The organism is Variovorax sp. GW823-FHT04B03, from assembly GCF_058796495.1.
The window spans coordinates 25,403-51,096 of sequence record NZ_JBXAIT010000008.1 but is presented as its reverse complement, the minus strand read 5'-3'; the positions used below and the strand labels follow the sequence as shown (position 1 = coordinate 51,096).

Genomic DNA, 25,694 nt, shown 5'->3' with positions numbered 1-25,694 from the left:
CCTGGTTTCACCAGTAAATCAACAAGATGTATCTCTCAAGATGTGCGTTGGACGCATATCTGGGTGAGGATTCATCGTTTGCGCCGGGCCTCCTGCGTGGCTACGATCGACCGCATTCCCCCTTCTTTTGTTTCTTCTTCCTTTTCCGGAGACATCCACATGGCCGCCAAAGCGCAATTCCACTGGGACGACCCCCTTCTTCTCGACCAGCAGCTGACCGACGAAGAACGCATGATCCGCGACGCGGCCAACGCCTACTGCCAGGAGCGCCTGGCGCCCCGCGTCATCGAAGGCTTTCGCACCGGCGAAACCGACCCCGCGATCTTTCGCGAAATGGGCGCGCTCGGCCTGCTCGGCCCGACGATCCCCGAGCAGTACGGCGGCCCCGGCCTGAACTACGTGGCCTACGGCCTGATCGCCCGTGAAGTCGAGCGCGTCGATTCGGGCTACCGCTCGATGGCCAGCGTGCAAAGCTCGCTGGTGATGGTGCCGATCTTCGAATTCGGCACCGAAGCACAAAAGCAGAAGTTCCTGCCCAAGCTCGCCACCGGCGAATGGATCGGCTGCTTCGGCCTGACCGAACCCGACCACGGCTCCGACCCCGGCAGCATGGCCACGCGCGCCAAGAAGGTGCCGGGCGGCTACTCGCTCAGCGGCTCGAAGATGTGGATCAGCAACTCGCCCATCGCCGACGTGTTCGTCGTGTGGGCCAAGGAAGTCAGCGAAAGCGGCACGGTCGGCCCGATCCGCGGCTTCGTGCTCGAAAAGGGCATGAAGGGCCTGACCGCCCCGGCCATCCACGGCAAGGTCGGCCTGCGCGCCAGCATCACCGGCGAAATCGTCATGGACGGCGTGTTCTGCCCTGAAGAAAACGCCTTCCCCGAAGTGCAAGGCCTCAAGGGCCCGTTCACCTGCCTGAACAGCGCCCGCTACGGCATCTCGTGGGGCGCCATCGGTGCCGCCGAAGACTGCTGGCACCGCGCCCGCCAGTACACGCTGGACCGCAAGCAGTTCGGCCGCCCGCTCGCCGCCAACCAGCTCATCCAGAAGAAGCTGGCCGACATGCAGACCGAGATCACGCTGGGCCTGCAAGGCAGCCTGCGCCTGGGCCGCATGAAGGACGAAGGCATCGCCGCGGTCGAGATCACCTCGATCATGAAGCGCAACAACTGCGGCAAGTCGCTGGACATCGCCCGCATGGCGCGCGACATGATGGGCGGCAACGGCATCAGCGACGAGTTCGGCGTGGCCCGCCACCTGGTGAACCTGGAAGTGGTCAACACCTACGAAGGCACGCACGACATCCACGCGCTGATCCTGGGTCGCGCCATCACCGGCATCGCAGCTTTCGCCAACTGAACGAACGCATGAGCACCAAGCCCGCAGCACTCGACGGCATCAAGGTCCTCGATCTGTCCCGCGTGCTCGCGGGCCCGTGGTGCACGCAGATCCTTGCGGACCTGGGCGCCGACGTCGTCAAGATCGAACGCCCCGGCGTCGGCGACGACACGCGCACCTGGGGCCCGCCCTTCGTGAAGGACGCGAACGGCCACGACACCGACCAGGCCAGCTACTTCACGTCCTGCAACCGCAACAAGCGTTCGGTCACCATCGACATGGCCACGCCCGAGGGGCAGGCGCTGCTGCAGCAGATGGCGGCGCAGGCCGACATCGTGGTCGAGAACTTCAAGACCGGCGGCCTCAAGCAGTACGGCCTCGACCAGGAGAGTCTGCGCGCGGCCAACCCGCGCCTCATCTACTGCAGCGTGACCGGCTTCGGCCACGACGGCCCGTACGCCGAGCGCGCCGGCTACGACCTGATGATCCAGGCCATGACCGGCATGATGAGCATCACCGGCCGCCCCGACGGCGAACCCGGCGGTGGCCCGCTGCGTGTGGGCGTGGCACTCACCGACCTCTTCACCGGCGTGTACGCCAGCACCGCCATCCTCGCGGCGCTGCAGGTGCGCGACCGCACGGGCGAAGGCCAGCACATCGACATGGCGCTGCTCGACGTGGGCATGGCCATCCTCGCCAACCAGGCGAGCGCTTTTCTCAACACCGGCAAGGCGCCGGGCCGCCAGGGCAACACGCACCCGAGCCTCGCGCCTTATCAAGACTTTCCGACGCAAGATGGTTCGATGCTGCTGGCGATCGGCAACAACGGCCAGTTCGCGCGCTTCTGCGAAGCCGCCGGCCACGCCGGGTGGGCCGCCGACGAACGCTTTGCGACCAACACGCTGCGCGTGAAACACCGTGGCGTGCTGATCCCGATGATGGAAGAGCTCACGCGTACCCGCACCACCGCCGACTGGGTCGCGCTGCTCGAAGACAAGGCCGTGCCCTGCGGCCCCATCAACGACATCGCGCAGGCCTTCGACGACGCGCAGGTCCAGGCGCGCGGCCTGGCCGTCACGCTGCCGCGCGATGCGGGCGACGGCATCGCCAGCATCACCGGCGTGGCGAGCCCGTTGCGCCTCGCGGCCACGCCGCCGGTGCTGCGCCGCGCACCGCCCGCGCTCGGGCAGCACACGCAAGAGGTGCTGGCCGAGATGGGCGTTGACGCCTCGCGCTTCGAGGCATTGCGCGCGGCCGGGGTGGTCTGACACACTGGCGGGCATGACGCGCCCGCCTGCTTCGTCGTCTCCTGACACTGCCACCGACGCAGCCCCGTTCGCAGTGCTGCGCATCGACCACGTCGTGCTGCGCGTGCGCGACGCCGCGCGGTCCATGGCCTTCTATTGCGACGTGCTCGGCTGCACGCTCGAGAAGCGCCGCGACGACCTCGGCCTCGTGCACCTGCGCGTCGGCAGCAGCCTCATCGACCTCGTCACGCACGACGGCAAGCTGGGCCGCCAGGGCGGCGCGCTGGCCGGGCGCGAGGGGCGCAACGTCGATCACCTCTGCCTGCGCATCGAGCCCTTCGACGAGGCTGCGATCCGCGCGCGCATGGCGCGGCACGGCGTGCCGGTGCAGGGCGAGGTGCAGAACAACTTCGGGGCCGAGGGCAGTGGCCCTTCGATCTACATCGAAGATCCTGACGGCAACGGCGTTGAATTGAAGGGCCCTGCGGCCTAGCCGCCGCGCCCGATCACCGCCACCCCGAACACCACCACGCCCAGCGCGAGGTTCAGCGTCACCAGCTGGCGCACAGTGTTCAGCCGTGCGGCCGCCACGGGCCAGGCGTTGTCGTCCACCGCGCGGCGCAAGGCGCGGAACACCGAAGCGCGGATGTAGACGTAGATCGCTGCCATCACGAGCGCGATGCCCATCATGGCCTCGACGCGCCAGTGCACGGCGCGAAAGCCACCGGTCGCGAGGATCATCGCGAAGCCGCTCACGAACAGCAGCGTGACCGACGCGTCCACCCCGATGAAGAAACGCCGCAGCGTCGCGGCCATCATGCGCAGGCGCAGCGGCGGCTCCAGCGTGGCGACGGCGGCAGGGCGCACCGCGAAGTGCATGACGGCCATGCCGCCGACCCAGAAGGCGGCGCACAGCAGGTGGACGAAGAGGGGAGCGAGGTAGGACATGGGCTCCGATCAGAACACCGAACCGGCCGCGCACGCAACGCAAGCCCCCATGGCCTTCAACCTGTCGCGCCGCGCCCGCGCGTGTTCGCGCGGGGCTTGCTGGTGCCCGTGCCCGCGATCGAATCGGCATAGCGCTTCATGTCCGCCACCACCTGCCGCAGCAGCGTCGCCGCGGCCGGCGGCAGCAGGCGGCCGTGGCGCGACACGATGTGCGAGCGCCCCTGCGACAGCAGCGGGTTCTTCATCGGCAGCTCGACCAGCGAGGGGTGGTCGGCGTTGGGCGTGAGCGAGATGCGCGTGCCCAGCGTGTAGCCCAGGCCGGCCGACACGAAGTGGCCCAGCGCGCTGAACGAGGTGGTGGTCAGCAGCGCGGGCAGTCGCACGCCCTCGCTGATCTCGGCCGCCTCGATGTGCTGGCGCACGCCGAAATTGCGGTGCAGCGTGGCGCCGGGGTAGGGCAGCAGGTCGGCCAGCTTGAGCGGGCGCTCCAGCTGCGCGAGCGGGTGCGAGGCCAGCACCATGGCCTGGATCGGCTGCGCGTGCGACTGGTGCGAGGTGAGCCGCTCGTCCTTCGGCGGCTGGAACAGCATGCCGATGTGGGCACGTTCCTCGATCACGCGGCGCACGATCTCGTCGGTGCTGGCCACATCGAGGTTCACCGTGATCTTCGGGTGGCTGGCCATGAAGATGCGCAGGCTGTGCCGCATGAGCCAGTCGACATAGCCTTCGCCGGCCACGATGTCGATGTGGCCGCTCTCGATCTTGCGGATGCTGTCCATCTGCGCCAGCAGGTGCTGCTTCTGCCCCTGCTGTCTGCGCACGTAGCCGGCCAGCAGCTGGCCCGCGTCGGTGGGCACCACGCCGCGTCCGTGGCGCTCCAGCAGCGGCAGGCCGCACTCGGTCTCCAGGATGCCGATGGCGCGGCTCACGGCCGACGGGTCCATGTCGAGCACGTCGGCCGCGCCGCGCACCGAGCCGCTGTCGAGCACCTGCATGAAGTAGCGCACCCGGCGGGTGTCGAGCTTGTCGTCCATGGCAGTCGTCTCCGAGTGTTGCATTCAATGCAACGAATATCCTTATTTGCGGTCATTGATGCAAGAGGCTCGCAGCCCGAAACTCGCCGGCACCCCTCGAAAACGCCCACCCATGACCTCCGCTGCCTCCACGATTGCAGCCGTAGCGCCTTCCAGCGCCGCCGGCAAATTCAAGCTCCTCGTCGTCACCCTGGTCCTCGTGGCCGTGGCCGAGCTCATCGGCCCGACGCAGTTCAGCGTCGGCCCCGGCAAGGTGGTGCTGCTGCCGATGCTGTGGGCGCTGCTCATGGCCGCCGCCTGGGGCATCGCGCACCGGCGCGTGCCGGGCGTGGTGCGCGTGGCCACGGCGCAGCAGTCGCTGGCCGGCGGGCTGCTCAACGCGGGCTTGCTGCTGTTCGTGGTGAAGCTGGGCCTCACGGTCGGCGCCGCGCTGCCGCAGGTGAAGCAGGCCGGCTGGGCGCTGCTGTTCCAGGAGTTCGGCCATGCGCTGGGCACCCTGGCGCTGGGCCTGCCGCTGGCGCTGCTGCTGGGCATCAAGCGCGAGGCCGTGGGCGCCACCTTCTCGGTGGGCCGCGAGGGCAACCTCGTGATCATCGGCGAGAAGTACGGCATGGCCTCGCCCGAAGGCCGCGGCGTGCTGGCCGAGTACATCACCGGCACCGTGCTGGGCGCGCTCTTCATTGCGGTGCTGGCGGGCTTCATCGCCAGCCTGCACATCTTCGACCCGCGCTCGCTGGCCATGGGCGCCGGCGTGGGCTCGGGCAGCCTGATGGCGGCGGCGCTGGGCGCCATCGCCGCGCAGAGCCCGCCCGAGATGCTGCCGCAGCTCACGGCGATTGCCGCCGCGTCGAACCTGCTGACCACCGTGGCCGGCTTCTACTTCACGCTGTTCCTGTCGCTGCCGCTGTGCTCGTGGCTCTACGGCAAGCTGGAGCCGGTGCTGGGCCGCTTCTCGAAGCATGGCGCACAACAAGGCGCCGCCGTGGACGCGGGCGCGAACGTCTCGAGCGCCGACGTGGCCCACGCCGCGCCGACCTCGCTGCGCGACACGCTGCTGGCCTGGCTGGTGGTGGGCGGTGGCGTGCTCATCGGCAATGCCGTGACCTACAAGGTGCCGGTGCTGGTGTCGCTCGAAGGCGTGCTCGCCGTGGTGGCGATTGCCGGCGCCGTCGAAGCCATCAAGCGCGTCGTGCCGCGCCTGCCGATGGTGCTGGTGCTCTCGGTGGTGGCCACCGTGGTCGGCATCCCGGGCCTGTTCCCCTTCTCCGACGCGCTGATCGCGATCACCGCCAAGCTCAACTTCCTGGCCTTCACCACGCCGGTGCTGGCGCTGGCCGGCTTCTCGGTCGCCAAGGACCTGCCCGTGTTCCGCCGCCTCGGCTGGCGCATCGTGGTGGTGTCGCTCACCGCCACCGCCGGCACCTTCCTCGGCGCGACTTTCATCGCCGAGTTCTTCCACTGATTCCATCCCACGAGAGATTCACGCCATGTACCGCGACCCCGAGATTGCCGAAGACACCCGTGCCCGCATGCTCAGCTGGCGCCGCGACATCCACGCCAACCCCGAGACCGCCTTCGAAGAGCACCGCACCGCCAACGTGGTGGCCAATGCGCTGATGCTCATGGGCCTGCCCGTGCACCGCGGCCTGGCCGGCACCGGCGTGGTCGGCACGCTGAAGAACGGCGAGGGCCCCAGCATCGCGCTGCGTGCCGACCTCGACGCGCTCAACATGCAGGAGCTCGGCACGCAGGCGCACGCCTCGAAGTGCGCCGGCAAGATGCACGCCTGCGGCCACGACGGCCACACGGCCATGCTGCTGGGCGCGGCCGAGCACCTGTCGCGCCACAAGCCCTTCAAAGGCACGGTGCACTTCGTGTTCCAGCCCGCCGAGGAAAACGAAGGCGGCGGCCGCGTGATGGTCGAAGAGGGCCTGTTCGAGCAGTTCCCGGCCGACGCCGTCTACGGCATGCACAACTTCCCGAGCCTGCCGCGCGGGCGCTTCGCGATCCGCAAGGGCACCATGACGGCCTTTCTCGACACCTTCGAGATCGTCATCACCGGCAAGGGCGCTCACGGCGCCATGCCCGAGACCGGCATCGACTCGGTGGTGATCTCGGCCCAGCTCATCAACGCGCTGCAGACCATCGTGAGCCGCCGCACCGGCGCCACCGACGCGGCCGTGGTCAGCGTCACGCAGATCCACGGCGGCGACACCTGGAACGTCATTCCCGAAACCGTGGTGCTGCGCGGCACCGTGCGCACGCTCGACGCCGCCATCCAGGACAAGACCCAGGCGGCGATGCAGCAGATCTGCGACGGCGTGGCCGCTACGCACGGCGCCAAGGTGGCGCTGGAGTACCGCCGCGGCTACCCCGGCGTCGTGAATACGCCCGCTGAGACCGACGCAGCCATCGCGGCGGCGGCCAGCCTGGTCGACCTCGAGCAGGTGCACACCGACATCCCGCCCGCCATGGGCTCGGAAGACTTCGCCTTCATGCTGCAAAAGCGCCCCGGCGCCTACATCGGCATCGGCGCGGGCGAGGGCCCGAACGACCCGAACGTGCACAACCCGTACTACGACTTCAACGACAACATCCTGCCGCTCGGTGCGGCCTACTGGGTGGCGCTGGTCAAACAGCAGCTTCCGGTCGCATGATGCGCTGATGCTCTCCGCCTTCGACATCTTCAAGATCGGCATCGGGCCGTCCAGTTCGCACACCGTCGGGCCGATGCGCGCCGCGCTGCTGTTCGCGCAATCGCTCGAACGGCGCGGCCTGCTCGCGCAGGCGGCGCGGCTGCACGTCGACCTGTTCGGCTCGCTCGGCGCCACCGGCCACGGCCACGCGACCGACCAGGGCGTGATCCTCGGGCTCTTCGGCGACGCGCCCGACACCGTGCAGCCCGAGACCGTGCAGCCGCGCCTCGACGCGCTGCGCCGCACCGGCCAGCTCGCGCTGCTGGGCACCACGCCCATTGCCTTCGACCGCGTGCGCGACATCGCCTTTCGCGGCGAAGAGTCGCTGCCCGAACACCCGAACGCGATGCGCTTCACGGCCTTCGCGGCCGACGGCGGCACGCTGGCCGAAGGCACCTACTTCTCGGTCGGCGGCGGCTTCGTCGTCGAGGGCGGGCAAGCGGTGGCGCAAACGGCAGCCGCTGCAGAGGCCGTGCCGCATCCCTTCACGACCGGCGACGAGCTCATGGCGCAGTGCCGCGCGCACGGCATCTCCGTGGCCACGCTGGTGCTGCGCAACGAATGCGTGTGGCGGCCCGAGGCCGAGGTGCGCGCGGGCCTGCTGCGCATCTGGGGCGTGATGCAGCAGTGCGTGCAGCGCGGCTTCGGCATCGACAACCCGCTGGCCGCGCAGGCGCTGCCCGGCCCGCTGCGCATGCGCCGCCGCGCGCCCGAGCTGCACCGCGAGCTGCTGGCGCAGGCCGGCGCCGCCGATCCGCTCGCGGCCATGGACTGGGTCAACGCCTTCGCGATGGCGGTGAACGAGGAGAACGCGGCCGGCGGCCGTGTCGTCACCGCGCCCACCAACGGCGCGGCCGGCGTGGTGCCCGCCGTGATGCACTACTACCAGCGCTTCGTGCCGCAGGCCAGCGACGAGGGCATCGTCGACTTCCTGCTCACCGCCGCGGCCATCGGCATGCTCTACAAGACCAACGCCTCCATCTCGGGCGCCGAGGTCGGCTGCCAGGGCGAAGTGGGCGTGGCCTGCTCGATGGCGGCGGGCGCGCTCGCCGCCGTGCTCGGCGCCACGCCCGCGCAGGTCGAGAACGCGGCCGAGATCGGCATGGAGCACAACCTGGGCCTGACCTGCGACCCGGTCGGCGGCATGGTGCAGATTCCCTGCGTGGAGCGCAACGCGATGGGCGCCGTGAAGGCCATCAACGCCTCGCGCATGGCGCTGCGCGGCGACGGCAGCCACTACGTCTCGCTCGACGCCGTGATCCGCACCATGAAGCAGACCGGCGAGGACATGAAGTCCACGTACAAGGAGACCTCGCTGGGGGGGCTTGCGGTGAACGTCGTGGAGTGCTGAGGCAGCAAGGCTGGCGTCGCTGCGTCAGAATGCGAAGCTCGTCGCGCCGGGCCCCGCAGCCCCCAGGTTCCCACGTCGTTTCCAAGGCGCACGACTTTCAGGAGTCGAGATGCCCATGGCCGGTCTTCCGCGCAGTTTCTTGCCCGGCGTGTTGCGCACCGCGCTGTCTGCCGTGCTGCTGTTGTGCGCCGCGCACGCCGTGCCCGCGGCCGGCGTGTTCCCCGCCGCGCAGTGGGCTACCCCGAGCGTGGCTGAACCGAGCCACTGGTCCGAAGCGAAGCTCAAGGTGGCCGATGCGTTTGCCGCATCGATCAAGTCCGACGCCTACCTCGTGATCGACAAGGGCGTGCTCGTGCATGCCTACGGCGACATCGACAAGCCGATGAACCTGGCCTCGGTGCGCAAGAGCGTGCAGAGCGTGCTCTACGGCATTCACGTCGGCCGCGGCGAGATCGACCTGGACCAGACGCTGGGCCAGCTCGGCATCGGCGACAAGGACGGGCTCAGCGACACCGAACGCACGGCCACCGTGCGGCAGCTGCTGCAGCTGCGCTCGGGTGTCTACCATCCGGCCGCCTACGAGACCGCCCAGGCCAAGGCCGAGCGACCGGCCCGGGGCAGCCATGCGCCGGGCGAGTTCTGGTACTACAACAACTGGGACGCCAACGTGCTGGGCACCATCTTCGAACGCCGCACCGGACGCAGCGTCTTCGAGGCGCTGAAGACCGACCTGGCCGAACCGCTGCAGTTCCAGGATTTCCGCTACCCGCAGGACACCGAGTCCCGGCTCGAACGCAGCTCCGAGCACCCGGCCCAGGTGATGCATCTGTCGGCGCGCGACCTGGCCCGCATCGGCCTGCTGATGGCGCGCGACGGCATGTGGCACGACAAGCGCATCGTCCCGGCCGGCTGGGTGACCGAAAGCACCACCTCGTACACGACCGTCGGACCCGGTTGGAGCGGCTATGGCTATCTGTGGTGGGTGCCGCTCAAGGGCTTCCCGTTCTGGCAGCGCGGGCCCAATCAGCTGCTTCTGGCCGTGGGTGCCGGCGGCCAGTTCATGATGGTCGATCGCAAGCGCGACCTCGTCGTGGTGCACCGTGTCGACAACAGCAAGGGCTGGTTCCAACGCAGCGAGGTCCGCACCGACCAGTTCGCCGTGCTCGCGGCACACATCCTCGCGGCCGCACCGGTGGCCGCAACCCCTCCCTGAACCCCGAAGGAAAGATGAGGCTCCCATGACCCGCTCCATCGCGCAGAAGCGCGCAGACTTTCGCGCGCTTCACACCCAAGGCTGCTTCGTTATTCCCAACCCCTGGGACACCGGCAGCGCGCGCTACCTCGAAGGCCTGGGCTACCAGGCGCTGGCCACCACCAGCTCGGGCTTCGCGTGGTCGCAGGGCCATGCCGACGGCGCCCTGTCGCGCGACCAGATCCTCGCGCACCTGCGTGAACTCGTGGCCGCCACCGACCTGCCGGTGAACGCCGACTTCGAGAACGGCTTCGCCGCCGACGCGCAGGGCGTGGCCGAGAGCGTGCGGCTCGCGGTCGAGACCGGCGTGGCGGGCCTGTCGATCGAGGATTCGACGGGCAACCCCGACGACCCGCTGTTCCCCATCGGCGTGGCGGTCGAGCGCCTGCGCGCTGCGCGCCGGGCCATCGACGCGGCGGGCGGCGACACGCTGCTCGTGGGCCGCGCCGAGAACTTCTTTGCCAACCGCCCCGACCTCGACGACGCCATCGCGCGCCTGCGTGCGTACGCCGAGGCCGGCGCCGACTGCCTCTACGCGCCCGGCATCAAGACGCGCGAGCAGATCGCGGCCGTGGTGGCCGCCGTCGCGCCCAAGCCGGTCAACCTGCTGGTCGGCGCGACCAGCGAGCTCACGATGGCGGACATCGCCGCGCTCGGTGTGCGCCGCGTGAGCGTGGGTGGCGGCATGGCGCGCGCGGCCTGGGGCGGCTTCATCCGCGCTGCGCGCACGCTGGCCGAGCAGGGCCGCTTCGACGGCTTTGCCGATGCCACGCCGGGCACCGAGCTGAACGCCTTCTTCCGCCCGTTCGCAGACTAGCTCCAGCGTCGTGGATGCGCTGCTCGCCGACATTCGCGCCTGCCGTGCATGCGAGGCGCATCTGCCGCTCGGGCCGCGCCCGATCGTGCAGGCCAGTGCGAGCGCGCGGCTGCTGATCGTCGGCCAGGCGCCCAGCCTCACGGTGCACCAGACCGGCGTGCCGTGGAACGACAAGAGCGGCGACCAGCTGCGCCGCTGGCTCGACATCGACCGCGGCGTGTTTTACGACGCGGCGCGCATCGCGATCGCGCCCATGGGCTACTGCTACCCGGGCCGAGGCAAGAGCGGTGACCTGCCGCCGCGCAAGGAGTGCGCGCCGCTGTGGCACGACCGCCTGCTGGCGCAGATGCCGCACATCGCGCTGACCTTGCTCATCGGCCAGTACGCGCAGCGCCACTTCCTCGGCAAGACCGCGCGCGGCGGCGTGACGGAGACCGTCGAGGCCTTTGCCGACTACGCGCCGCGCTTCGTCCCGCTGCCGCATCCGTCGCCGCGCAACACCGCGTGGTTCCAGCACCACCCGTGGTTCGAGCGCGACGTGTTGCCGGTGCTGCGCGAGCGCGTGCAGCAGGCGCTCAGCGCGCCTTCTTCCTAGGGGCCGACGGCCTCCTTGGCGGTTTGGCTTCGAGCACCAGCTCGGCCGGCAGCGCATCGTTCCACGACTCGGTGAAGTAGGCGCGGTCGCTCGGCACCAGCTGCGGCAGCACTTCGCGCAACAGGCCCAGCGAGTGCTCGGCCGCCTTCAGGTCGCCCGCATGCGCCGCGTACCACGCGTGCTCGAACAGCAGGCTGCCCTGCTGCAGTCCGGGGTAGCGGCGTCGCCCGGCCTGGTGGTCGGCCAGCCGCGCCTGCGCCACGTCGACCCAGCGTGCGGGCCAGTTCGCGGTGTCGAAGGCGTCGGCGAGCGGGCCCGCGAGCTTCGACACCGCACCCGGGTCGAGCGGCTTCTGTGCGCGGAACTGCGCGAGCGTGGGTTGCGCGTCGGGCCGGCAGTGGCCGCGCGCGATGCGCATCAGGTAGATCGCGTTCCATGCCGAGCGGCCCTGGCCGTCGGTGTGGCCGCACAGCCATTCGCTGAAGGCGATCCACTGCACCGCGCGGCGCGTGGTATCGGCCCGGTGGCCGTCGTGCGCGAGCGCCGGCAGGTCGCCCAGGCCCACGCGGTCGAACAGCCATGCGGCCATGCCCATGTTGGCCGCCACGTGCTGCGCGGCATCGAAGGAGTGCGACTCGAAGGCCGCGGCCAGCGCCTCGCCGAAGCGCTGCAGCGACTCTTCGGCGAGTGCCGCGGCGGCCGGGCGGTCGTCGGCGGCCAGCGCGAGGGCGCGCGAACGGCAGGCCAGCGCCCACAGGTTGCACCACTCGAAGCGCACGTCGGGGTGGTGGCGCAGCACCAGCGCGCGCGCCGGGTCTTGCGCCATGCCGCCCAGCAGCGACTGCGCCAGCGGCAGGTCGCGCGCGGTGTAGGCGCACCAGGCCGAGACGATGCACTCCATCGCGCCCAGGTAGTCGTTGCCCGCCACGTGGTGCGCGAGCCGCTGTTTCTTGAGCGCCTGCAGCCGCCGGCGCGCCTGTTCGTTGTCGCCGAGCCGGCGCCACAGCATGGCCTCGTTGAGCGTGACCAGCGCACGCTGGAAGTCGCTGGCGGCCAGCGTGCCCGCCAGGCGGATGGCTTCGAGCGCGCTGCCGCCGGTTCCGCCTGCCACCGGCGACATCAGCCGGCCCTGCCGCGCGGCCTGCTGCGAGGCGACCAGCTGCTTCCAGAAGGCGGCGTCCTGCAGGTGCACGGCGTCGGGCGGCGTGATCGCGCCGGCGGCCTGCGCCTTGCGCGAACGCAGGCCGAGGAACGAGGCCACCTCGGCGGCGGTGGCCGGGCGGTTGTCCACGAGCAGGCGCAGGCGCTTGGCCTGCGCGGCCGGCAGCCAGAACGGGCCCTGGCTGCGCCGCTCGGCGTTGAGAAAGCGCGGCTCGCGCTGCAGGTCTTCGCCCCAGCCGACCTCCAGGCCCCAGGCCTTGAAGTCGCGGAACGCGCGGCTCACGACCATGCGCAGCGTGCTGGCGTCGGACACCTCGCCGCGCAGGTCGGCCAGCCGCACGACACCGCTGCCGCCGCCGTGGGCATGGGCGTGCTGCATGCGCACCAGCAGCCACAGCGACTGGAAGGCTGCGCGCCGTCCGTCGACGGACTGCGGCGAGGTGAGTTCGATGGAAAGAAGGGCAGGGGAGGCGGTGGAGGGCACGCCCCGGATTGAACCTCAAATTGCCCGCGGCTTCCTGAAGAAACCGCAGGCGAGGTCGGGCGGCTCAGTAGCGGTTGCGGTCGACCAGCTCGGGCACTTCGCTGCGGCCGATGCCCAGGTCGCGCAGGTCGTGGTCGCTCATGCCGGCCAGCAGCAGCACGTCGTCGCGGGCGCGGCGGCGTGTCACGGCGCGGCGGCGCCAGTCGTGCAGGGCGTGCAGCAGGCGTTGATGAAAAGACGGTGGCTTCGTCGCGGTCACGGTGGGCTCCTGGTAGGGGAGCGCTCATCTTCCGGCGGCGCGTGCTATTGTGGAAGTTGAGATTTCTGACACCTTCAATCAGCATTCCTGATGCGACAGCTCAACCTCGACCAACTGCGAACCCTCATCGCCATCGCCGACCTGGGCACCTTCTCGGCGGCGGCGCAGGCGCTGCACCTGGCGCAGCCCACCGTGAGCCTGCACATCAGCGAGCTCGAATCGCGCCTGGGCGCGCAGCTGGTGGTGCGCGGCAACCGCCGCGTCACGCCCACCGCGGCCGGCGCGGCGCTGGTCGAGCGCGGGCGCAAGCTGTTGCGCGACACCGACGAGGCGGTGGAGGCCGTCAAGCGCCAGGCCGAGGGCCGCACGGGCCGCGTTCGGCTGGGCACCTCCACCGGCGTGGTGGTCGACCTGCTGCCGCAGGTGCTCGAGGCGCTGGGCGTGGGCCATGCGGGCATCGACGTCGAGGTGAGCATCCTCGGTTCGGCCGAGGCGATGGCGCGGCTGGCGGCGGGCACGCTCGACATCGGCCTGGTGGCGATGCCGCAGCCGCTGCAGCGCGAGCTGGTGGTCACGCCGTGGCGCACGCAGCCCATGATGGCCTTCGTGCCGCCGCGCTGGAAGGCGCCCAAGCGCGCCACGCCGGCCTGGCTGGCGACGCAGCCGCTGATCTTCAACGACGCGACCACGCACATGTACCGGCTGTCGATGGAGTGGTTTGCCGCGGCCGGCTTTGCGCCGCGCGCGCGCATCGAGCTCAACTACGACGCGGCGATCCGCAGCCTGGTGGCGGCGGGTTATGGCGCGGCGCTGCTGCCGCTGCAGCAGACCACCGACGCGGCGCTCAACGAGCGCATGCAGATCGTGCCGGTCACGCCGAAGCTCACGCGCCGCCTGGGCATCGCGCACCGCCCGCACGCCACGCTCGACGGCGCCACGCAGAGCGTGCTGAAGGTGCTGACGGCGTTCCGCCAGCTCTGAGCGCGTTCAGCCCGGCCCGGGCTTGTTACTGCGGGTGCCCAGCGAGAGGATCTCGTTGGCGTTGACGATGGCCGCGGCGATGTCTTCCATGGTGGTGCGCTTGCTCATGGCCTGTTCGCGGATCAGGTCGTGGGCCTGGCCTTCGGACACGTCGTGCGTCTTCATGAGGATGCTCTTGGCCTCGGCCAGCTGGCGCACGCCGAGCAGCTTGGCCTCGGTCTTGCGCAGGCGCCGCGCGAGCGAGCGGCTTTCCTTGTGGGCCTCGCGCGCGACCACCAGCGCCGACAGCAGGCCGAACGAGCGCACCGGCGACGGCAGCACGGCCTTGGCGCGGATCTCGAGCACGGCCTCGACGATGGTCGGGTTCTCGTAGGTCACGACGGCGATGACGGCGGGGGCGTCCTCGCTCTGGGTCCATTCGAAGCGCAGGTTGATGAAGTCGGGCTGCACAGCCATGAAGGCCACGTCGATGCCCTCGGGCAGGTGCTGCACGGGCGGCCAGAAGGCCTGCACCTGGCAGCCGATGCGCTGCAGTTGCTGGGTGAGCTGCCGGCCGTCTGCGTCGTCGGGGTGGATCACCGCGATCTTCAGCAGCCGCAGCTCCTTGAGCTGCGGTGGCGTCACCCGCAGGGTGTGTCGCTTGGGGGCTGTGCTGTCCACGGTCAGCGCTTTCGTTGGGGGCTGCTGTTGTCCGGGGCGTGTGCACAGGCCACCGGGTACTTCCCTCCGCGAATGTCCCCCGCCTTCGGCTCCTCCTTGATTTCGCTGCGGGAAGCACCTGGTGTCCTGCGCACGGGGACGCGCTGCCGGGGCTCGCCGATGAACGACCGCTGCGGGTTCATCCTAGAGCTCCAGCGCATCGAGCCGCGCCGTCCAGTCGCCCAGCGAGTGCGTGACGAGGTACGGGTCCGGGTACACCGGGCGCGTCGCCTGGCGCACGATGGTGAACTGCCCGTGCGCGTCGACGCGGCCGATGCGCGGGTACAGGCAGGTGTGGTGGTTGGTCGGGTCGATCTTCACGCGGCCCTGCGGCGCATCGAACTCGCTGCCCAGGATGTGCGGCAGGATCTCCGCGATGCCGTCCGTGCCCGCCTGCCGGAAGGCGTTGGCGAAGATGTGCATCTGGAAGTACGAGGCCTCCCAGCACAGGTTGGGCACGCAGCCGTCGCCGAAGCGCGCGCGCAGCCGCGCCAGGCAGCGCTGGTTGGCGGGCGAGTCGATCGACTGGAAATACGGCGCCGCCGTGAAATGGCCCGTGGCCACGCCCGGGCCCATCTGCGAGATCTCGGCCTCCGAGGTGGTGAGGCTCGAGATGGGCATCGTCTTCGGGTCGAAGCCGGCCTCGGCGTACGCGCGGTAGAGGCTGGCTGTGGAATCGCCCACCACCGTCGAGAAGATGAAGTCGGGCCGCTTGTCGCGGATGTCGTCCATGATCGCGCGGTAGTCCTTCTCGGTGGCGTCCAGCGCCACGTAGCGCTCGCCGAGCTTTTCGCTGCCGGGGCGCTGCATCACCAGCTCGCCCATGATGCGGTTCGACTCGTAGGGGTAGATGTAGTCGGAGCCGATCAGGTACACGCGCGCGCCGAAGTTCGTGGTCATGAACTCGGCCAGCTGCACGCTGTTCTGGTTGGGCGCCGCGCCGGTGTAGATCACGTTGCCCGAGTACTCGAAGCCTTCGTACAGCGTGGGGTAGAACAGCAGCTTGTTCCACTTCTCGATCACCGGGATCACCGCCTTGCGGCTGCTCGACATGTAGCAGCCGAAGAGCACGTTCACGCGGTCCTGCACGATCAGCCGCTCGGCCAGCTGGGCGTAGCGCACGGGGTTCGATTGCGGGTCGTAGCGCACGGCAACGAGCTCGCGGCCGTCGACGCCGCCGGCCGCGTTGATCTCCTCGATGGCCAGCAGCGCGCCCTGCAGCTGCGACAGGCCGATGGTCGAGGTGACGCCGGTCTCGGAATACAGAATGCCGACGCGAAGAGGGTCCCTGTCAGCCACTGGGGTGTCTCCTGGATGTGTGGGCCCTCATTGTGTGCTCCTCCCTGGCTTTCTTCATTCCGTCGGTCAATGGGCGGCGGCCAGCCGCGTGCTCATGCGGGCCAGCCGCGCGGGCAGGCTGCGCGCGTCGTCGGCGATGCAATAGTTGCGCCAGCCGAAGATGCGCCGCACGTACGCGTCGGCCGCGCCGTCCACCGCGATGCAGGCGCTGCGCACGCCAGCGTCGCGCGCCTCGGCCACGGCCTGGCGGGCGTCTTCGATCAGGTACTTCGGGTCGTGCACGTCGATGTCCGAGGGCGCGCCGTCGGTCACCAGCAGGATCGCGCGCGGCCCGGCCGGCTCGGCCTGCAGGTGCGAGGCCGCATGGCGCAGCGCGGCGCCCATGCGCGTCGAGTAGCGCCCGCGCACCGCGCCGAGCATCGCGCGCGAGGGCGCAGCCAGCGGCTGGCCGAACTCGAGCAGGCGGTAGTAGTACACCTCGGCGCGCGTGTTCGACGAGAAGCCGTGGATGGCGAGCCGGTCGATGCCGCGCGCGTTCGAGGCGGCCAGCAGCAGCGCGGCCTGCTTCTCGAGGTCGAGCAGCGAAACGGCGCCATCGCCGTGGCCCGGGTCGTTGGCCGACTCCGACAGGTCGAGCAGCACCAGCACGCTCGAGGGGCGCGGTCCCTTGCCGGGGCGCATGAACAGCCGCGCATCGGGCCGCAGGCGCAGGCGGCGATCGACCAGCACCTCGATGGCCGCGTTCAGGTCGATGTCGTCGCCTTCCCACTGGCGGCGCAGGCGGTGCGTGCGGTCCAGGTGGCGCGCGCGGGGCAGGGCGAGCGGCGCGATGCGCTCACTGCCCGCCGCTCCTGAAGTGCCCGCCGCGCCCAGGCCCTGCCACGCGGGCAGCTTCTCGATCACCGTGCACCAGTCGGGTCGCAGGCGCTCCTGCGTGCGGTCCCATTCGGGGTAGGTGTAGCGGCCGAGTTCCATGTCGGCGATCCCTTCGGGTGGCGCTTCGTTGCCTTCGCGCGGTCCATCGGAAGGTGGTGGTGGTCGCACGCCCGTCTGCTGCAACGCGATGGCGTCGTCGGGCAGCGTCTCGGCCTCGCCGAAATCCCACAGGTAGCTGTTGTCGTCGCGCCAGGGCGCGGGCACGGCGTAGTCCTGCGGCTCGAAGCGCACGCGCATCTGGCCCAGGTCGTTGGCGAGGATCGAGGCGACGGCGCGGAAGGCGTCGTAGTCTTCCAGACCCGCGCGGGCGACCGTCTCGTCGAACAGGCGGCGCGCCTTGTTCACCCAGTGGTTGTCGTCGGGCGCCTCGGCGAGCAGCAGCACGCGGTCCATGCGCGCGACCAGCGCGGCAAAGCGCAGGTCCAGCGGATCGGGCGCGGGCGGCAGCGCGGCGACGAACCAGCCGTGCAGGCCGGGAAAGTCGCGGCACAGCAGCCGCTCGACGCGCGCGTCTTCAAGGGCCGAGACCACCGCGATGCCCATCGGCTTGAGCGTGCGCGCCGGCCGCGCGGGCGTCGAGTGGCGCAGGTGCGCGATCGCATGCGCCACCATCGCGCGGTGCTGGTGCAAGGCCTCGTCGCCCTCGGGCAGCAGCAGCCGTCGACCCACGAGCACCGCCCGCGCACCGGCCAGCGGCTGCACGTCGACATCGACGCCGGCCAGCCCGCGCGCCAGCAGCGAGAGGGCGCCGTGCCCGTCGTTCATCCGAACTGCGCCTCGACAAAGCCCTGCAGCGCGCTCGCCATGTCGGGGTCGTCGGTGAGGGCGCGCGTCATCGTCATGTCGCAGCTGTCGCGCGGCGACACGCCGTCGCGGATCAGCACGCCCGCGTAGATCAGCATGCGCGTCGACACGCCCTCGTCGAGCCCGCGGTGCTTGAGCTCGCGCGAGCAGTGCGCAATGGCGACCAGCTTCGCGGCGAGCCCGGGGTCGACACCGGCCTCGTGCGCGACGATCTCCGCTTCGAGCGCGCCGTCGGGGTAGTCGAACTCCAGCGCCGCGAAGCGCTGGCGCGTCGAGGGTTTCATGTCCTTGGCGCTGCTCTGGTAGCCGGGGTTGTACGACACCACGAGCTGGAAGTCGGGGTGCGCGTGCACCAGCTCGCCCTTCTTGTCCAGCGGCAGGATGCGGCGCGCGTCGGTCAGCGGGTGGATCACCACGGTGGTGTCCTGCCGCGCCTCCACCACCTCGTCGAGGTAGCAGATGCCGCCGTGGCGCACCGCGAGCGTCAGCGGCCCGTCGTGCCAGGCCGTGCCGTTCGCATCGAGCAGGTAGCGGCCCACGAGGTCCGACGCCGTCATGTCCTCGTTGCAGGCCAGCGTGACCAGCGGCCGCCCGAGCGACCACGCCATGTGCTCCACGAAGCGCGTCTTGCCGCAGCCCGTCGGGCCTTTCAGGATCAACGGCATGCGGTGGCGGTACGCGTGCCGGTACAGCGCCACCTCGTGGCCGGCGGGCCGGTAGAAGGGCTCGGTCTCGATGCGGTAGGCGGCGAGCGGATCGTGCACGGGAGCGTTCATGGCGTGGCGAGCAGTTCCTGCAGGGCGTTGTCGATGAAGCGGGTGTCGACCGGGCTGCTGCCGCCGCCCGCGAAGTGGCCCCACACGCCGGGGATCGGGCGGCACTCGGCATTCGGCATGTGCGACACCTCCCACTCGTTGTCGGCCACGGGAAAGTACAGGTCGCGCTCGGCCGGCATCACGATCGCGCGCGCCCGGATGGCGCCCAGCGCCTTCTTGAAGTCGCCCTTGAACACCGGGTTGTCGCTGATGTCGCCGTGCTGCCACGACCACAGCATCGCGAGCAGGTTGTTGGCGTCCTTCTTCAGGAAGAAGCCTTCCCAGTAGCCGACCAGGAAATCTTCGAGCGAGCTGAAGCCCAGCTCGCGCCACAGCTGCTGCATGTAGAAGGGCTGCGACAGACCCCAGCCCGCGTACACGCGGCCCACCGCGCGCAGCCCGCGTGTCGGCGGCGTGGTGTACCAGCCGCCGTTCCAGGCCGCGTCGGCCGTGAGCGCGGCCTTCACGCCTTCGAGGAACACGATGTTGTGCGGTGCCGTCTTCGCCGAGCCGCAGAAGGGCGCGATGCGCTTCACCATCTCGGGGTAGAGGCACCCCCACTGGTTGGTCTGCTGCGCGCCCATCGACCATCCCACCACCAGCGCGAGCTGTTCGATGCCGAACTGCTCGGTCACCAGCCGGTGCTGCAGCGTCACGTTGTCGTAGAGCGTGACGTCCGGAAAGCGCGCCAGGTTGTACGGCTCGGGCGTGTTGCTCGGCGAGGACGAGAGGCCGTTGCCCAGCATGTTGGGCACGATGATGAAGTACTTCGCCGGGTCCAGCGCCATGCCGGGGCCGATGAGCCATTCGTTGTCGGTGTGCTGGCCCGAGTACCAGGTCGGGTAGACGATGGCGTTGCTCTTCTGTGCGTTGAGCGTGCCGTAGGTCTTGTAGGCGAGCTTCGCGCCGCGCAGGGTGGCCCCCCGCTGCAGCGCGACATCGCCGAGGTCGAAGATGTCGTGGTCCATGGGGCGGCGCTTCAGCGGTGCTTGGCCGGTTCGTTCGGAATGCCCTCGATCGGGCACTCGGGCGTGCCGACCGTGCTGCGCGTGAACGACTCCACGCGCTCGCGCGTGCCCTCGGGGTCGTTGATCCACTGCGTGTAGAAGTTGTAGGGGCAGGCCGCCACGCCCTTGTCGCCGTCGCCCGAGTTGATGGTGCCGGTGTAGCCGCGGTGCACCAGCTTGAACAGGTGGTTCTGCGACTGGCCGTTCTTGCGCGCGTCGCGGATCAGGCCCATCGACAGCTCGGCGTAGTTGATGCCCATCTCTTCCTCGCCGCATTCGCCGAGCGTGCGGCCGTCGAAGCCGATCAGCGCCGAGTGGCCGAAGTACGAGTACACGCCGTCGAAGCCGGCCGCGTTGGCCACCGCCACGTAGGTGTTGTTCATGAAGGCCATGGCCTTGGAGACCATGATCTGCTGCTCCTTGGCCGGGTACATGTAGCCCTGGCAGCGGATGATGAGCTCGGCCCCGCGCATCGCGCAGTCGCGCCAGATCTCGGGGTAGTTGCCGTCGTCGCAAATGATCAGGCTCATCTTCATGCCCTTGGGGCCTTCGCTCACGTAGGTGCAGTCGCCCGGGTACCAGCCCTCGATGGGCACCCACGGCATGATCTTGCGGTACTTCTGGACGATCTCGCCCTGGTTGTTCATGAGGATCAGCGTGTTGTAGGGCGCCTTGTTCGGGTGCTCCTCGTGGCGCTCGCCGGTCAGCGAGAACACGCCCCACACGTTGGCGCGGCGGCACGCGTCCGCGAAGATCGCGGTCTCCTCGCCGGGGATGGCCGAGGCGGTGTCGTACATCTCCTTGGCGTCGTACATGATCCCGTGCGTGGAGTACTCGGGAAAGATCACCAGGTCCATACCCGGCAGGCCTTTCTTCATGCCGACCAGCATCTCGCCGATCTTGCGTGCGTTGTCCAGCACCTCGGCCTTGGTGTGCAGGCGGGGCATCTTGTAGTTGACGACCGCGACGCCGACGCAATCGTTGCTGCTCGAAATATCACCATGTCTCATGACGCTGCTCCTGAAGGGGTGGTTGAAGAAAAAGAGGGAAGGGCTTACACGGTCAGAAAGGACCTGACCTTGTCCTGGTCGAGCGTGGCGCGCGCTTCGTCGTGCACGATGCGGCCCCGGTCGATGACGAGAAAGCGGTCGGCCAGGTCGAGCGCGAAGCTCAGCACCTGCTCCGACACCACGACGGCGAAGCCGCGCTCGGCGCGCAGCACGTTCAGCGTCTGCGCGATCTCCTTGATGATCGAAGGCTGAATGCCCTCGGTGGGTTCGTCGAGGATCAGCACCTTCGGCTCCGAGATGAGCGCGCGCGCAATCGCCAGCATCTGCTGCTGGCCGCCCGAGAGGTTGCCGGCCTTGCGCTGCTTCATGTCCTTGAGCACGGGGAAGAAGGTGTAGAGGTAGTCGGGCACCGTGCGATGACCCGACTTCGCGGCACCGGCGAGGATGTTCTGCTCCACCGTGAGGAACGGAAACACCATGCGCCCCTGCGGCACGAAGGCCAGGCCCTGCGCCACGCGCTGGTAGCTGGGCAGCGTCGTGAGCTCGGCGCCGCCCAGGCGGATGTGACCACCGCGCGCGGGCAAGAGGCCGATGAGCGACTTCAGCAAGGTGGTCTTGCCCATGCCGTTGCGGCCCATGATGGCGACCGCCTCGTCGGGCGCGACGCGCAGCGACACATCGCGGATGACGTGCGACTCGCCATACGCCACGTTGAGTTCGGAGACTTCGAGCATGTGAATTTCTCCTTCTTCTCAGTGGCCGAGGTACACGTCGATCACGCGCGGGTCGGCCTGCACCTCGGCGGCCGTGCCTTCGCTCAGCAACTTGCCCTGGTGCAGCACCGTGACGCGGTGCGCGATGCGTTTGACGAAGTCCATGTCGTGCTCGATGACGACCACCGACTTGCCGGCCGAGATGCGTCGCAGCAGGTCGCCGGTCTGCTCGCGCTCGCGCGGGCTCATGCCGGCCACGGGCTCGTCGAGCAGCAGCAGTTCGGGCTCCTGCATCAGCAGCATGCCGATCTCGAGCCACTGCTTCTGCCCGTGGCTGAGCTGCCCGGCACGGTGGCCCAGCCGATCGGCCAGGAAGACCTGCTCGGCCATCGCGTCGATGCGCGCACGCACGGCGGGCGTGCGGCGAAAGGTCAGCGACTGCAGCAGGCCGTGCATGCGAGGCAGCGAGATCTCGAAGTTTTCGAGCACCGTGAGGTCTTCGTAGACCGAGGGCGTCTGGAACTTGCGGCCCACGCCGGCGCGCACGATCTCGTACTCGTTCAGGCGACCGAGGTCCTGGCCGTTGAACAGCACGCGGCCCGCGCTGGGCTTGGTCTTGCCGCACACCATGTCCAGCAGCGTGGTCTTGCCCGCGCCGTTCGGGCCGATGATCACGCGCAGCTCGTTGCGCTCGACCGAGAGGCTCAGCCCGTCCACGGCCTTGAAGCCGTCGAAGGACACGGTGAGGTCTTCGATGCGCAGGATCTGCTCGCTCGATGGCGGCACCGCCGAGGCGGCCTGCGGCAGCCCGCTGCTGGGCATCGTCATCGCGGCGTTCATGGCGCCACCTCCGCGGCGGCGCGTCGGCGCATGAGCTTCTCGCCCAGGCCCGCGAGCCCGTTCGGCATCGCCCACACCACGAGGATGAACACCGCGCCCAGCACGTACAGCCAGCCTTCGGGGAAGGTCTCCGACAGGTACGACTTGAGGAAGCCGATGAGCAGCGCGCCGATCACCGCGCCCGGAATCGACAGCCGCCCGCCGACCGCCGCATAGATCACCATCTCGACCGAGGCGACCACGCCGATCACGCCCGGCGCGATGAGCCCCACCTGCAGGCTGTAGAACGCCCCGCCGATGGCCGACAAGACGGCGGCCACCGCGAACACGAAGGCCTTCATGTGCGCCGTGTTGTAGCCGCTGAAGCGCACGCGGTCTTCCTTGTCGCGGATGGCGATCAGCAGCTTGCCGAAGCGGCTGCGCACGATGGCGAGCGACACCATCATCACCAGCGCAATGGCCGCCACCTCGACGAAGTACATCGTGCGCCTGGCCGCGTCGGTGGCGATGTCCCAGCCCAGCAGCGTGCGGAAATCGGTGATGCCGTTGGCACCTCCGGTGTCGCCCTGCTGGCCGACCACCACCACCGTGAGCGTGAGCGCCAGCGACAGCGTGACGATCGCGAAGTACACGCCGCTCACGCGCCGCTTGAAGATCGCGTACGAGAACACGTAGGCCAGCACGGCAGGAATCACGAGGATGCCCGCCACCGTCCAGCCCAGCGAGTGGAAGGGCTGCCACCACGCGGGCAGCTGCTCGACGCTGCTCCACACCATGAAGTCCGGCAGCTCGGGCGCGGAGGCCTCAAGCTTGAGGAACATGGCCATCATGTAGCCGCCCAGCCCGAAGAACATGCCCTGGCCCAGGCTCAGCACGCCGCCGTAGCCCCAGGTGAGCACCACGCCCACCGCGACGAACGCGAAGGCCAGGTACTTGCTCACGAGGTTGAGGCGGAACGGGTCGAGCGTGAGCGGCAGCACCACCGCCAGCAGCACCAGCACCGCGAGCAGGGCGCCGAGGTCGCGCTTGCGTTGAGGAGAAAGACCGTGCATGCCTCAGCTCCTCGACCGCGTGGCGAACAGGCCGTTCGGCCGGAAGTACAGCACCGCGATCACCAGCAGCAGGATCGTGGCCTTGGCCATCGAGCCGCTCATGAGGTACTCGAGCCAGGTCTGCGACTGCGCGATGGCAAAGCCCGAGAGCGCGGTGCCGATGAGGCTCTGCACGCCGCCGAACACCACCACGATGAACGAGTCGACGATGTACAGCTGCCCCGTGCCGGGGTTGGTCGAGCCGATCATGGTGAACACCGCGCCCGCGATGCCCGCCAGGCCCGAGCCCAGCGCGAAGGTCATCGCATCGACGCGGTGCGTGTCGATGCCCACCGCGCCGGCGATGGCGCGGTTCTGCGTCACCGCGCGCACCTTCAGCCCCCACGGCGTGCGGTACAGCAGCAGGTACACGCCGACCGCCACCAGGGCCGTGAGCCCGACGATGAAGATGCGGTTCAGCGGCAGCTGGATGCCCGCCGTGGGCTCCCACGCCCCCGCCAGCCACGAGGCCAGCGGCACGCTCACTTCCTGCGCGCCGAAGATGGAGCGGTAGGCCTGCTGCAGCATGAGGCTCAGGCCCCAGGTGGCCAGCAGGGTGTCCAGCGGGCGGTCGTAGAAGAAGCGGATGAAGCCCCGCTCCAGCACATAGCCGAACGCGAAGGTCACGGCGAACGCGAACGGGATCGCGGCGAACAGGTACAGGTCCATGAAGCCCGGCGCGTAGTGCGCGAAGAAGCGCGCCGCCAGGTAGGTCATGTAGGCGCCCAGCGCCATCAGCTCGCCGTGCGCCATGTTGATGACGCCCATCAGGCCGAACACGATGGCCAGCCCGATGGCCATGAGCAGCAGGATGGTGAACAGGCTCACGCCGTTGAACACCTGCATCACCGCGATGTCGAAGTTCATCGCGTTCAGACCTTCGGGAAGGGGTTGGGCTCGACCAGCTGCGGCGATTCCCACACGATGTCGAACTGCCCGTCGGGCCGCGCGCGGCCCACGCGCACCTTCTTCCACACGTGGTGGTTGGTGGCGTGGATGCGCACCGTGCCCTCGGGCGCCTCGATCTTCACGCCCGCGGCGGCGGCCGTGACCTTGTCCACGTCGAAGGACTTGGCCTTTTCCACCGCCAGCTTCCACAGGTAGACGCTGTTGTAGGCCACCTCCATCGGGTCGCCGATCACGCGGTCCTGGCCGTACTTGGCCTTGAAGGCCTTCACGAACTTCTCGTTGGCCGGCGACTTGATGCTCTGGAAGTAGCCCATGCAGGCGTAGTAGCCGGCAGCGTTGTCCTTGCCGATGCCGTCGATCTCGTTCTCGGACACCACGGTCGAGAGCAGCACCTGCTTGGCGCCGTCCAGGCCCGCCGCGCGCAGCTGCTTGTAGAAGGCCACGTTGGAGCCGCCCACCACGGTGCTGTAGATGCAGTCGGGCTTGGCCGCCTTGATCTTGTTGATGATCGACGAGAACTCGGTGTGGCCCAGCGGCGCGTACTCCTCGCCGAGCACCTTGCCGCCGGCCTTCGCGATGGCGGGCTTGGCGATCTTGTTGCAGGTGCGCGGGTAGATGTAGTCGGAGCCGACGAGGAAGAAGTTCTTGCCCTTCTCGCGCGCCATCCATTCCACCGCCGCGATCACCGACTGCGTGGCTTCCTGCGAGGGGTAGAACACGCGCTTGTCCTGCTCCTGGCCTTCGTAGTAGGTCGGGTAGAACAGCAGGCCCTTGGCCTGGTTGAGCACCGGCAGCAGCGCCTTGCGCGAGGCCGAGGTGTAGCAGCCGATGATGGCCGCCACCTTGTCGCGCTCCAGCAGCTTGCGCGCCTTCTCGGCGAACACCGAGTTCTCGCTCGCGCCGTCTTCGACCACGGCCTCGATCTTCTTGCCCATCACGCCGCCAGCGGCGTTGATCTCCTCGATGGCCAGCTTCTCGGCGTCGACCAGCGAGGCCTCGGCGATGGCGATGGTGCCCGAGAGCGAGTGCAGCAGGCCGAGCTTCACGGTGGCGCCGTCCTGCGCGCGGGCCAGGCCGGCCACGCCGGAGGCGGCGCCCAGCACGATCATCGAGCCGCCCGTCTTCACGATCTGGCGGCGGTTGAAAGCGTTCGTCATGTCAAATTCCTTTGCTTTGGTTTTGTGCGAGTCATCAGGAACATCCGACCTTCGAAACCGCGTTGGGGGTGTCTCCTCCCGCCGCGCGGCCCCTGCAAACGAGCGCTGTGCTGCCAGTGCGTTTTCTCCGGGCAAGGCTGCGCCACCGGATGGCGCGCATCCGTTTGAAAAAGGCGTTGTTGCGACCGAAAAAACAAAAAAGCCCGAACCGGTGGTGAAACCGATTCGGGCTTAATTGCCCGACACCTCGC

Annotated in this window: 25 protein-coding genes; 10 read left to right on the top strand and 15 right to left on the bottom strand. The window is 69.3% G+C overall.

What is annotated here, in order from left to right; translation table 11 throughout:
- The first annotated feature begins 159 nt into the window (after nucleotides 1-159).
- The 3 genes from AC1RAD_RS29235 to AC1RAD_RS29225 are packed head-to-tail and all read left to right on the top strand — an operon-like array spanning nucleotide 160 to nucleotide 3,078.
- The gene (locus AC1RAD_RS29235; protein WP_062470370.1) at nucleotides 160-1,359 is read left to right on the top strand and encodes an acyl-CoA dehydrogenase; all 1,200 of its coding nucleotides are present in this window, start codon (nucleotides 160-162) and stop codon (nucleotides 1,357-1,359) included.
- A gap of 8 nt (nucleotides 1,360-1,367) precedes the next feature.
- Nucleotides 1,368-2,606, top strand: coding sequence for a CaiB/BaiF CoA transferase family protein (locus tag AC1RAD_RS29230; RefSeq protein WP_492738615.1), 1,239 nt, complete (start codon nucleotides 1,368-1,370; stop codon nucleotides 2,604-2,606).
- A 13-nt stretch (nucleotides 2,607-2,619) separates the two neighbouring features.
- A complete protein-coding gene (locus AC1RAD_RS29225) occupies nucleotides 2,620-3,078 on the top strand; it encodes a VOC family protein (RefSeq protein ID WP_492738613.1) in 459 nt (152 codons plus the stop codon).
- Here AC1RAD_RS29225 and AC1RAD_RS29220 read toward each other — a convergent pair.
- Both AC1RAD_RS29220 and AC1RAD_RS29215 read right to left on the bottom strand, forming a co-directional pair.
- Nucleotides 3,075-3,533: a CopD family protein gene (locus AC1RAD_RS29220; protein WP_492738612.1), complete on the bottom strand. Its 459-nt coding sequence runs from the start codon at nucleotides 3,531-3,533 to the stop codon at nucleotides 3,075-3,077. The genes AC1RAD_RS29225 and AC1RAD_RS29220 overlap by 4 nt on opposite strands.
- Nucleotides 3,534-3,589: 56 nt before the next feature.
- On the bottom strand, nucleotides 3,590-4,567 hold the full coding sequence (locus AC1RAD_RS29215; RefSeq protein ID WP_492738610.1) for a LysR family transcriptional regulator: 978 nt from the start codon (nucleotides 4,565-4,567) through the stop codon (nucleotides 3,590-3,592).
- Nucleotides 4,568-4,679: 112 nt separating this feature from the next.
- Between AC1RAD_RS29215 and AC1RAD_RS29210 the strand changes: the two genes are divergently transcribed.
- The 6 genes from AC1RAD_RS29210 to AC1RAD_RS29185 all read left to right on the top strand — a co-directional run bounded on the left by AC1RAD_RS29210 (nucleotide 4,680) and on the right by AC1RAD_RS29185 (nucleotide 11,278).
- Nucleotides 4,680-6,029 carry a DUF3100 domain-containing protein gene (locus AC1RAD_RS29210; protein WP_492738608.1) on the top strand — a complete coding sequence of 450 codons (1,350 nt, stop codon included), beginning with the start codon at nucleotides 4,680-4,682 and terminating at the stop codon, nucleotides 6,027-6,029.
- 25 nt (nucleotides 6,030-6,054) lie between these two features.
- The gene (locus AC1RAD_RS29205; protein WP_492738606.1) at nucleotides 6,055-7,224 is read left to right on the top strand and encodes a M20 aminoacylase family protein; all 1,170 of its coding nucleotides are present in this window, start codon (nucleotides 6,055-6,057) and stop codon (nucleotides 7,222-7,224) included.
- Nucleotides 7,225-7,228: 4 nt separating this feature from the next.
- Nucleotides 7,229-8,614: an L-serine ammonia-lyase gene (locus tag AC1RAD_RS29200; RefSeq protein WP_492738826.1), complete on the top strand. Its 1,386-nt coding sequence runs from the start codon at nucleotides 7,229-7,231 to the stop codon at nucleotides 8,612-8,614.
- 115 nt (nucleotides 8,615-8,729) lie between these two features.
- The gene (locus tag AC1RAD_RS29195; protein WP_157754897.1) at nucleotides 8,730-9,827 is read left to right on the top strand and encodes a serine hydrolase domain-containing protein; all 1,098 of its coding nucleotides are present in this window, start codon (nucleotides 8,730-8,732) and stop codon (nucleotides 9,825-9,827) included.
- A gap of 25 nt (nucleotides 9,828-9,852) precedes the next feature.
- On the top strand, nucleotides 9,853-10,683 hold the full coding sequence (locus AC1RAD_RS29190; RefSeq protein WP_492738603.1) for an isocitrate lyase/PEP mutase family protein: 831 nt from the start codon (nucleotides 9,853-9,855) through the stop codon (nucleotides 10,681-10,683).
- A gap of 10 nt (nucleotides 10,684-10,693) precedes the next feature.
- Nucleotides 10,694-11,278, top strand: a complete 585-nt coding sequence (locus AC1RAD_RS29185; protein WP_492738601.1) for a uracil-DNA glycosylase family protein — start codon at nucleotides 10,694-10,696, stop codon at nucleotides 11,276-11,278.
- Here the strand turns inward: AC1RAD_RS29185 and AC1RAD_RS29180 are convergent.
- Nucleotides 11,259-12,923: a hypothetical protein gene (locus tag AC1RAD_RS29180; RefSeq protein ID WP_492738599.1), complete on the bottom strand. Its 1,665-nt coding sequence runs from the start codon at nucleotides 12,921-12,923 to the stop codon at nucleotides 11,259-11,261. The two genes, AC1RAD_RS29185 and AC1RAD_RS29180, sit on opposite strands and share 20 nt — an antisense overlap.
- A gap of 64 nt (nucleotides 12,924-12,987) precedes the next feature.
- A complete protein-coding gene (locus AC1RAD_RS29175; RefSeq protein ID WP_492699823.1) occupies nucleotides 12,988-13,182 on the bottom strand; it encodes a YjiS-like domain-containing protein in 195 nt (64 codons plus the stop codon).
- 90 nt (nucleotides 13,183-13,272) lie between these two features.
- Here AC1RAD_RS29175 and AC1RAD_RS29170 point away from each other — a divergent pair, with 90 nt between their 5' ends.
- Entirely contained in the window at nucleotides 13,273-14,163 is an 891-nt protein-coding gene (locus AC1RAD_RS29170) for a LysR family transcriptional regulator (RefSeq protein ID WP_070061367.1), read from the top strand.
- Nucleotides 14,164-14,169: 6 nt separating this feature from the next.
- Here AC1RAD_RS29170 and AC1RAD_RS29165 read toward each other — a convergent pair whose 3' ends face one another.
- The 11 genes from AC1RAD_RS29165 to urtA form a co-directional block, all read right to left on the bottom strand.
- Nucleotides 14,170-14,823 (bottom strand): ANTAR domain-containing response regulator, encoded by a 654-nt coding sequence (locus tag AC1RAD_RS29165; RefSeq protein WP_095743105.1) that lies wholly within the window; start codon nucleotides 14,821-14,823, stop codon nucleotides 14,170-14,172.
- A 183-nt stretch (nucleotides 14,824-15,006) separates the two neighbouring features.
- Nucleotides 15,007-16,161, bottom strand: a complete 1,155-nt coding sequence (locus AC1RAD_RS29160) for a transporter substrate-binding domain-containing protein (RefSeq protein ID WP_062470403.1) — start codon at nucleotides 16,159-16,161, stop codon at nucleotides 15,007-15,009.
- Between the two features lie 66 nt (nucleotides 16,162-16,227).
- Nucleotides 16,228-17,862 carry a nitric oxide reductase activation protein NorD gene (locus tag AC1RAD_RS29155; protein WP_492738597.1) on the bottom strand — a complete coding sequence of 545 codons (1,635 nt, stop codon included), beginning with the start codon at nucleotides 17,860-17,862 and terminating at the stop codon, nucleotides 16,228-16,230.
- Nucleotides 17,859-18,677: a CbbQ/NirQ/NorQ/GpvN family protein gene (locus AC1RAD_RS29150; RefSeq protein WP_492738595.1), complete on the bottom strand. Its 819-nt coding sequence runs from the start codon at nucleotides 18,675-18,677 to the stop codon at nucleotides 17,859-17,861. The genes AC1RAD_RS29155 and AC1RAD_RS29150 overlap by 4 nt, the downstream gene beginning before the upstream one ends.
- Entirely contained in the window at nucleotides 18,674-19,684 is a 1,011-nt protein-coding gene (locus tag AC1RAD_RS29145; RefSeq protein ID WP_492738593.1) for an alpha/beta fold hydrolase, read from the bottom strand. The genes AC1RAD_RS29150 and AC1RAD_RS29145 overlap by 4 nt, the downstream gene beginning before the upstream one ends.
- 11 nt (nucleotides 19,685-19,695) lie before the next feature.
- Nucleotides 19,696-20,733, bottom strand: coding sequence for an aliphatic amidase (locus tag AC1RAD_RS29140; RefSeq protein ID WP_307582648.1), 1,038 nt, complete (start codon nucleotides 20,731-20,733; stop codon nucleotides 19,696-19,698).
- Between the two features lie 44 nt (nucleotides 20,734-20,777).
- A complete protein-coding gene (gene urtE / locus AC1RAD_RS29135) occupies nucleotides 20,778-21,467 on the bottom strand; it encodes an urea ABC transporter ATP-binding subunit UrtE (protein ID WP_447739961.1) in 690 nt (229 codons plus the stop codon).
- Nucleotides 21,468-21,485: 18 nt separating this feature from the next.
- The gene (gene urtD, locus AC1RAD_RS29130) at nucleotides 21,486-22,268 is read right to left on the bottom strand and encodes an urea ABC transporter ATP-binding protein UrtD (RefSeq protein WP_447748559.1); all 783 of its coding nucleotides are present in this window, start codon (nucleotides 22,266-22,268) and stop codon (nucleotides 21,486-21,488) included.
- A 14-nt stretch (nucleotides 22,269-22,282) separates the two neighbouring features.
- Nucleotides 22,283-23,338: an urea ABC transporter permease subunit UrtC gene (urtC, locus tag AC1RAD_RS29125; protein ID WP_492738591.1), complete on the bottom strand. Its 1,056-nt coding sequence runs from the start codon at nucleotides 23,336-23,338 to the stop codon at nucleotides 22,283-22,285.
- 3 nt (nucleotides 23,339-23,341) lie between these two features.
- Complete coding sequence (gene urtB, locus AC1RAD_RS29120; protein ID WP_062470432.1) at nucleotides 23,342-24,244, bottom strand: urea ABC transporter permease subunit UrtB; 903 nt, start codon at nucleotides 24,242-24,244, stop codon at nucleotides 23,342-23,344.
- 5 nt (nucleotides 24,245-24,249) lie between these two features.
- A complete protein-coding gene (gene urtA / locus AC1RAD_RS29115; RefSeq protein ID WP_492738589.1) occupies nucleotides 24,250-25,443 on the bottom strand; it encodes an urea ABC transporter substrate-binding protein in 1,194 nt (397 codons plus the stop codon).
- Nucleotides 25,444-25,694 lie beyond the last annotated feature (251 nt).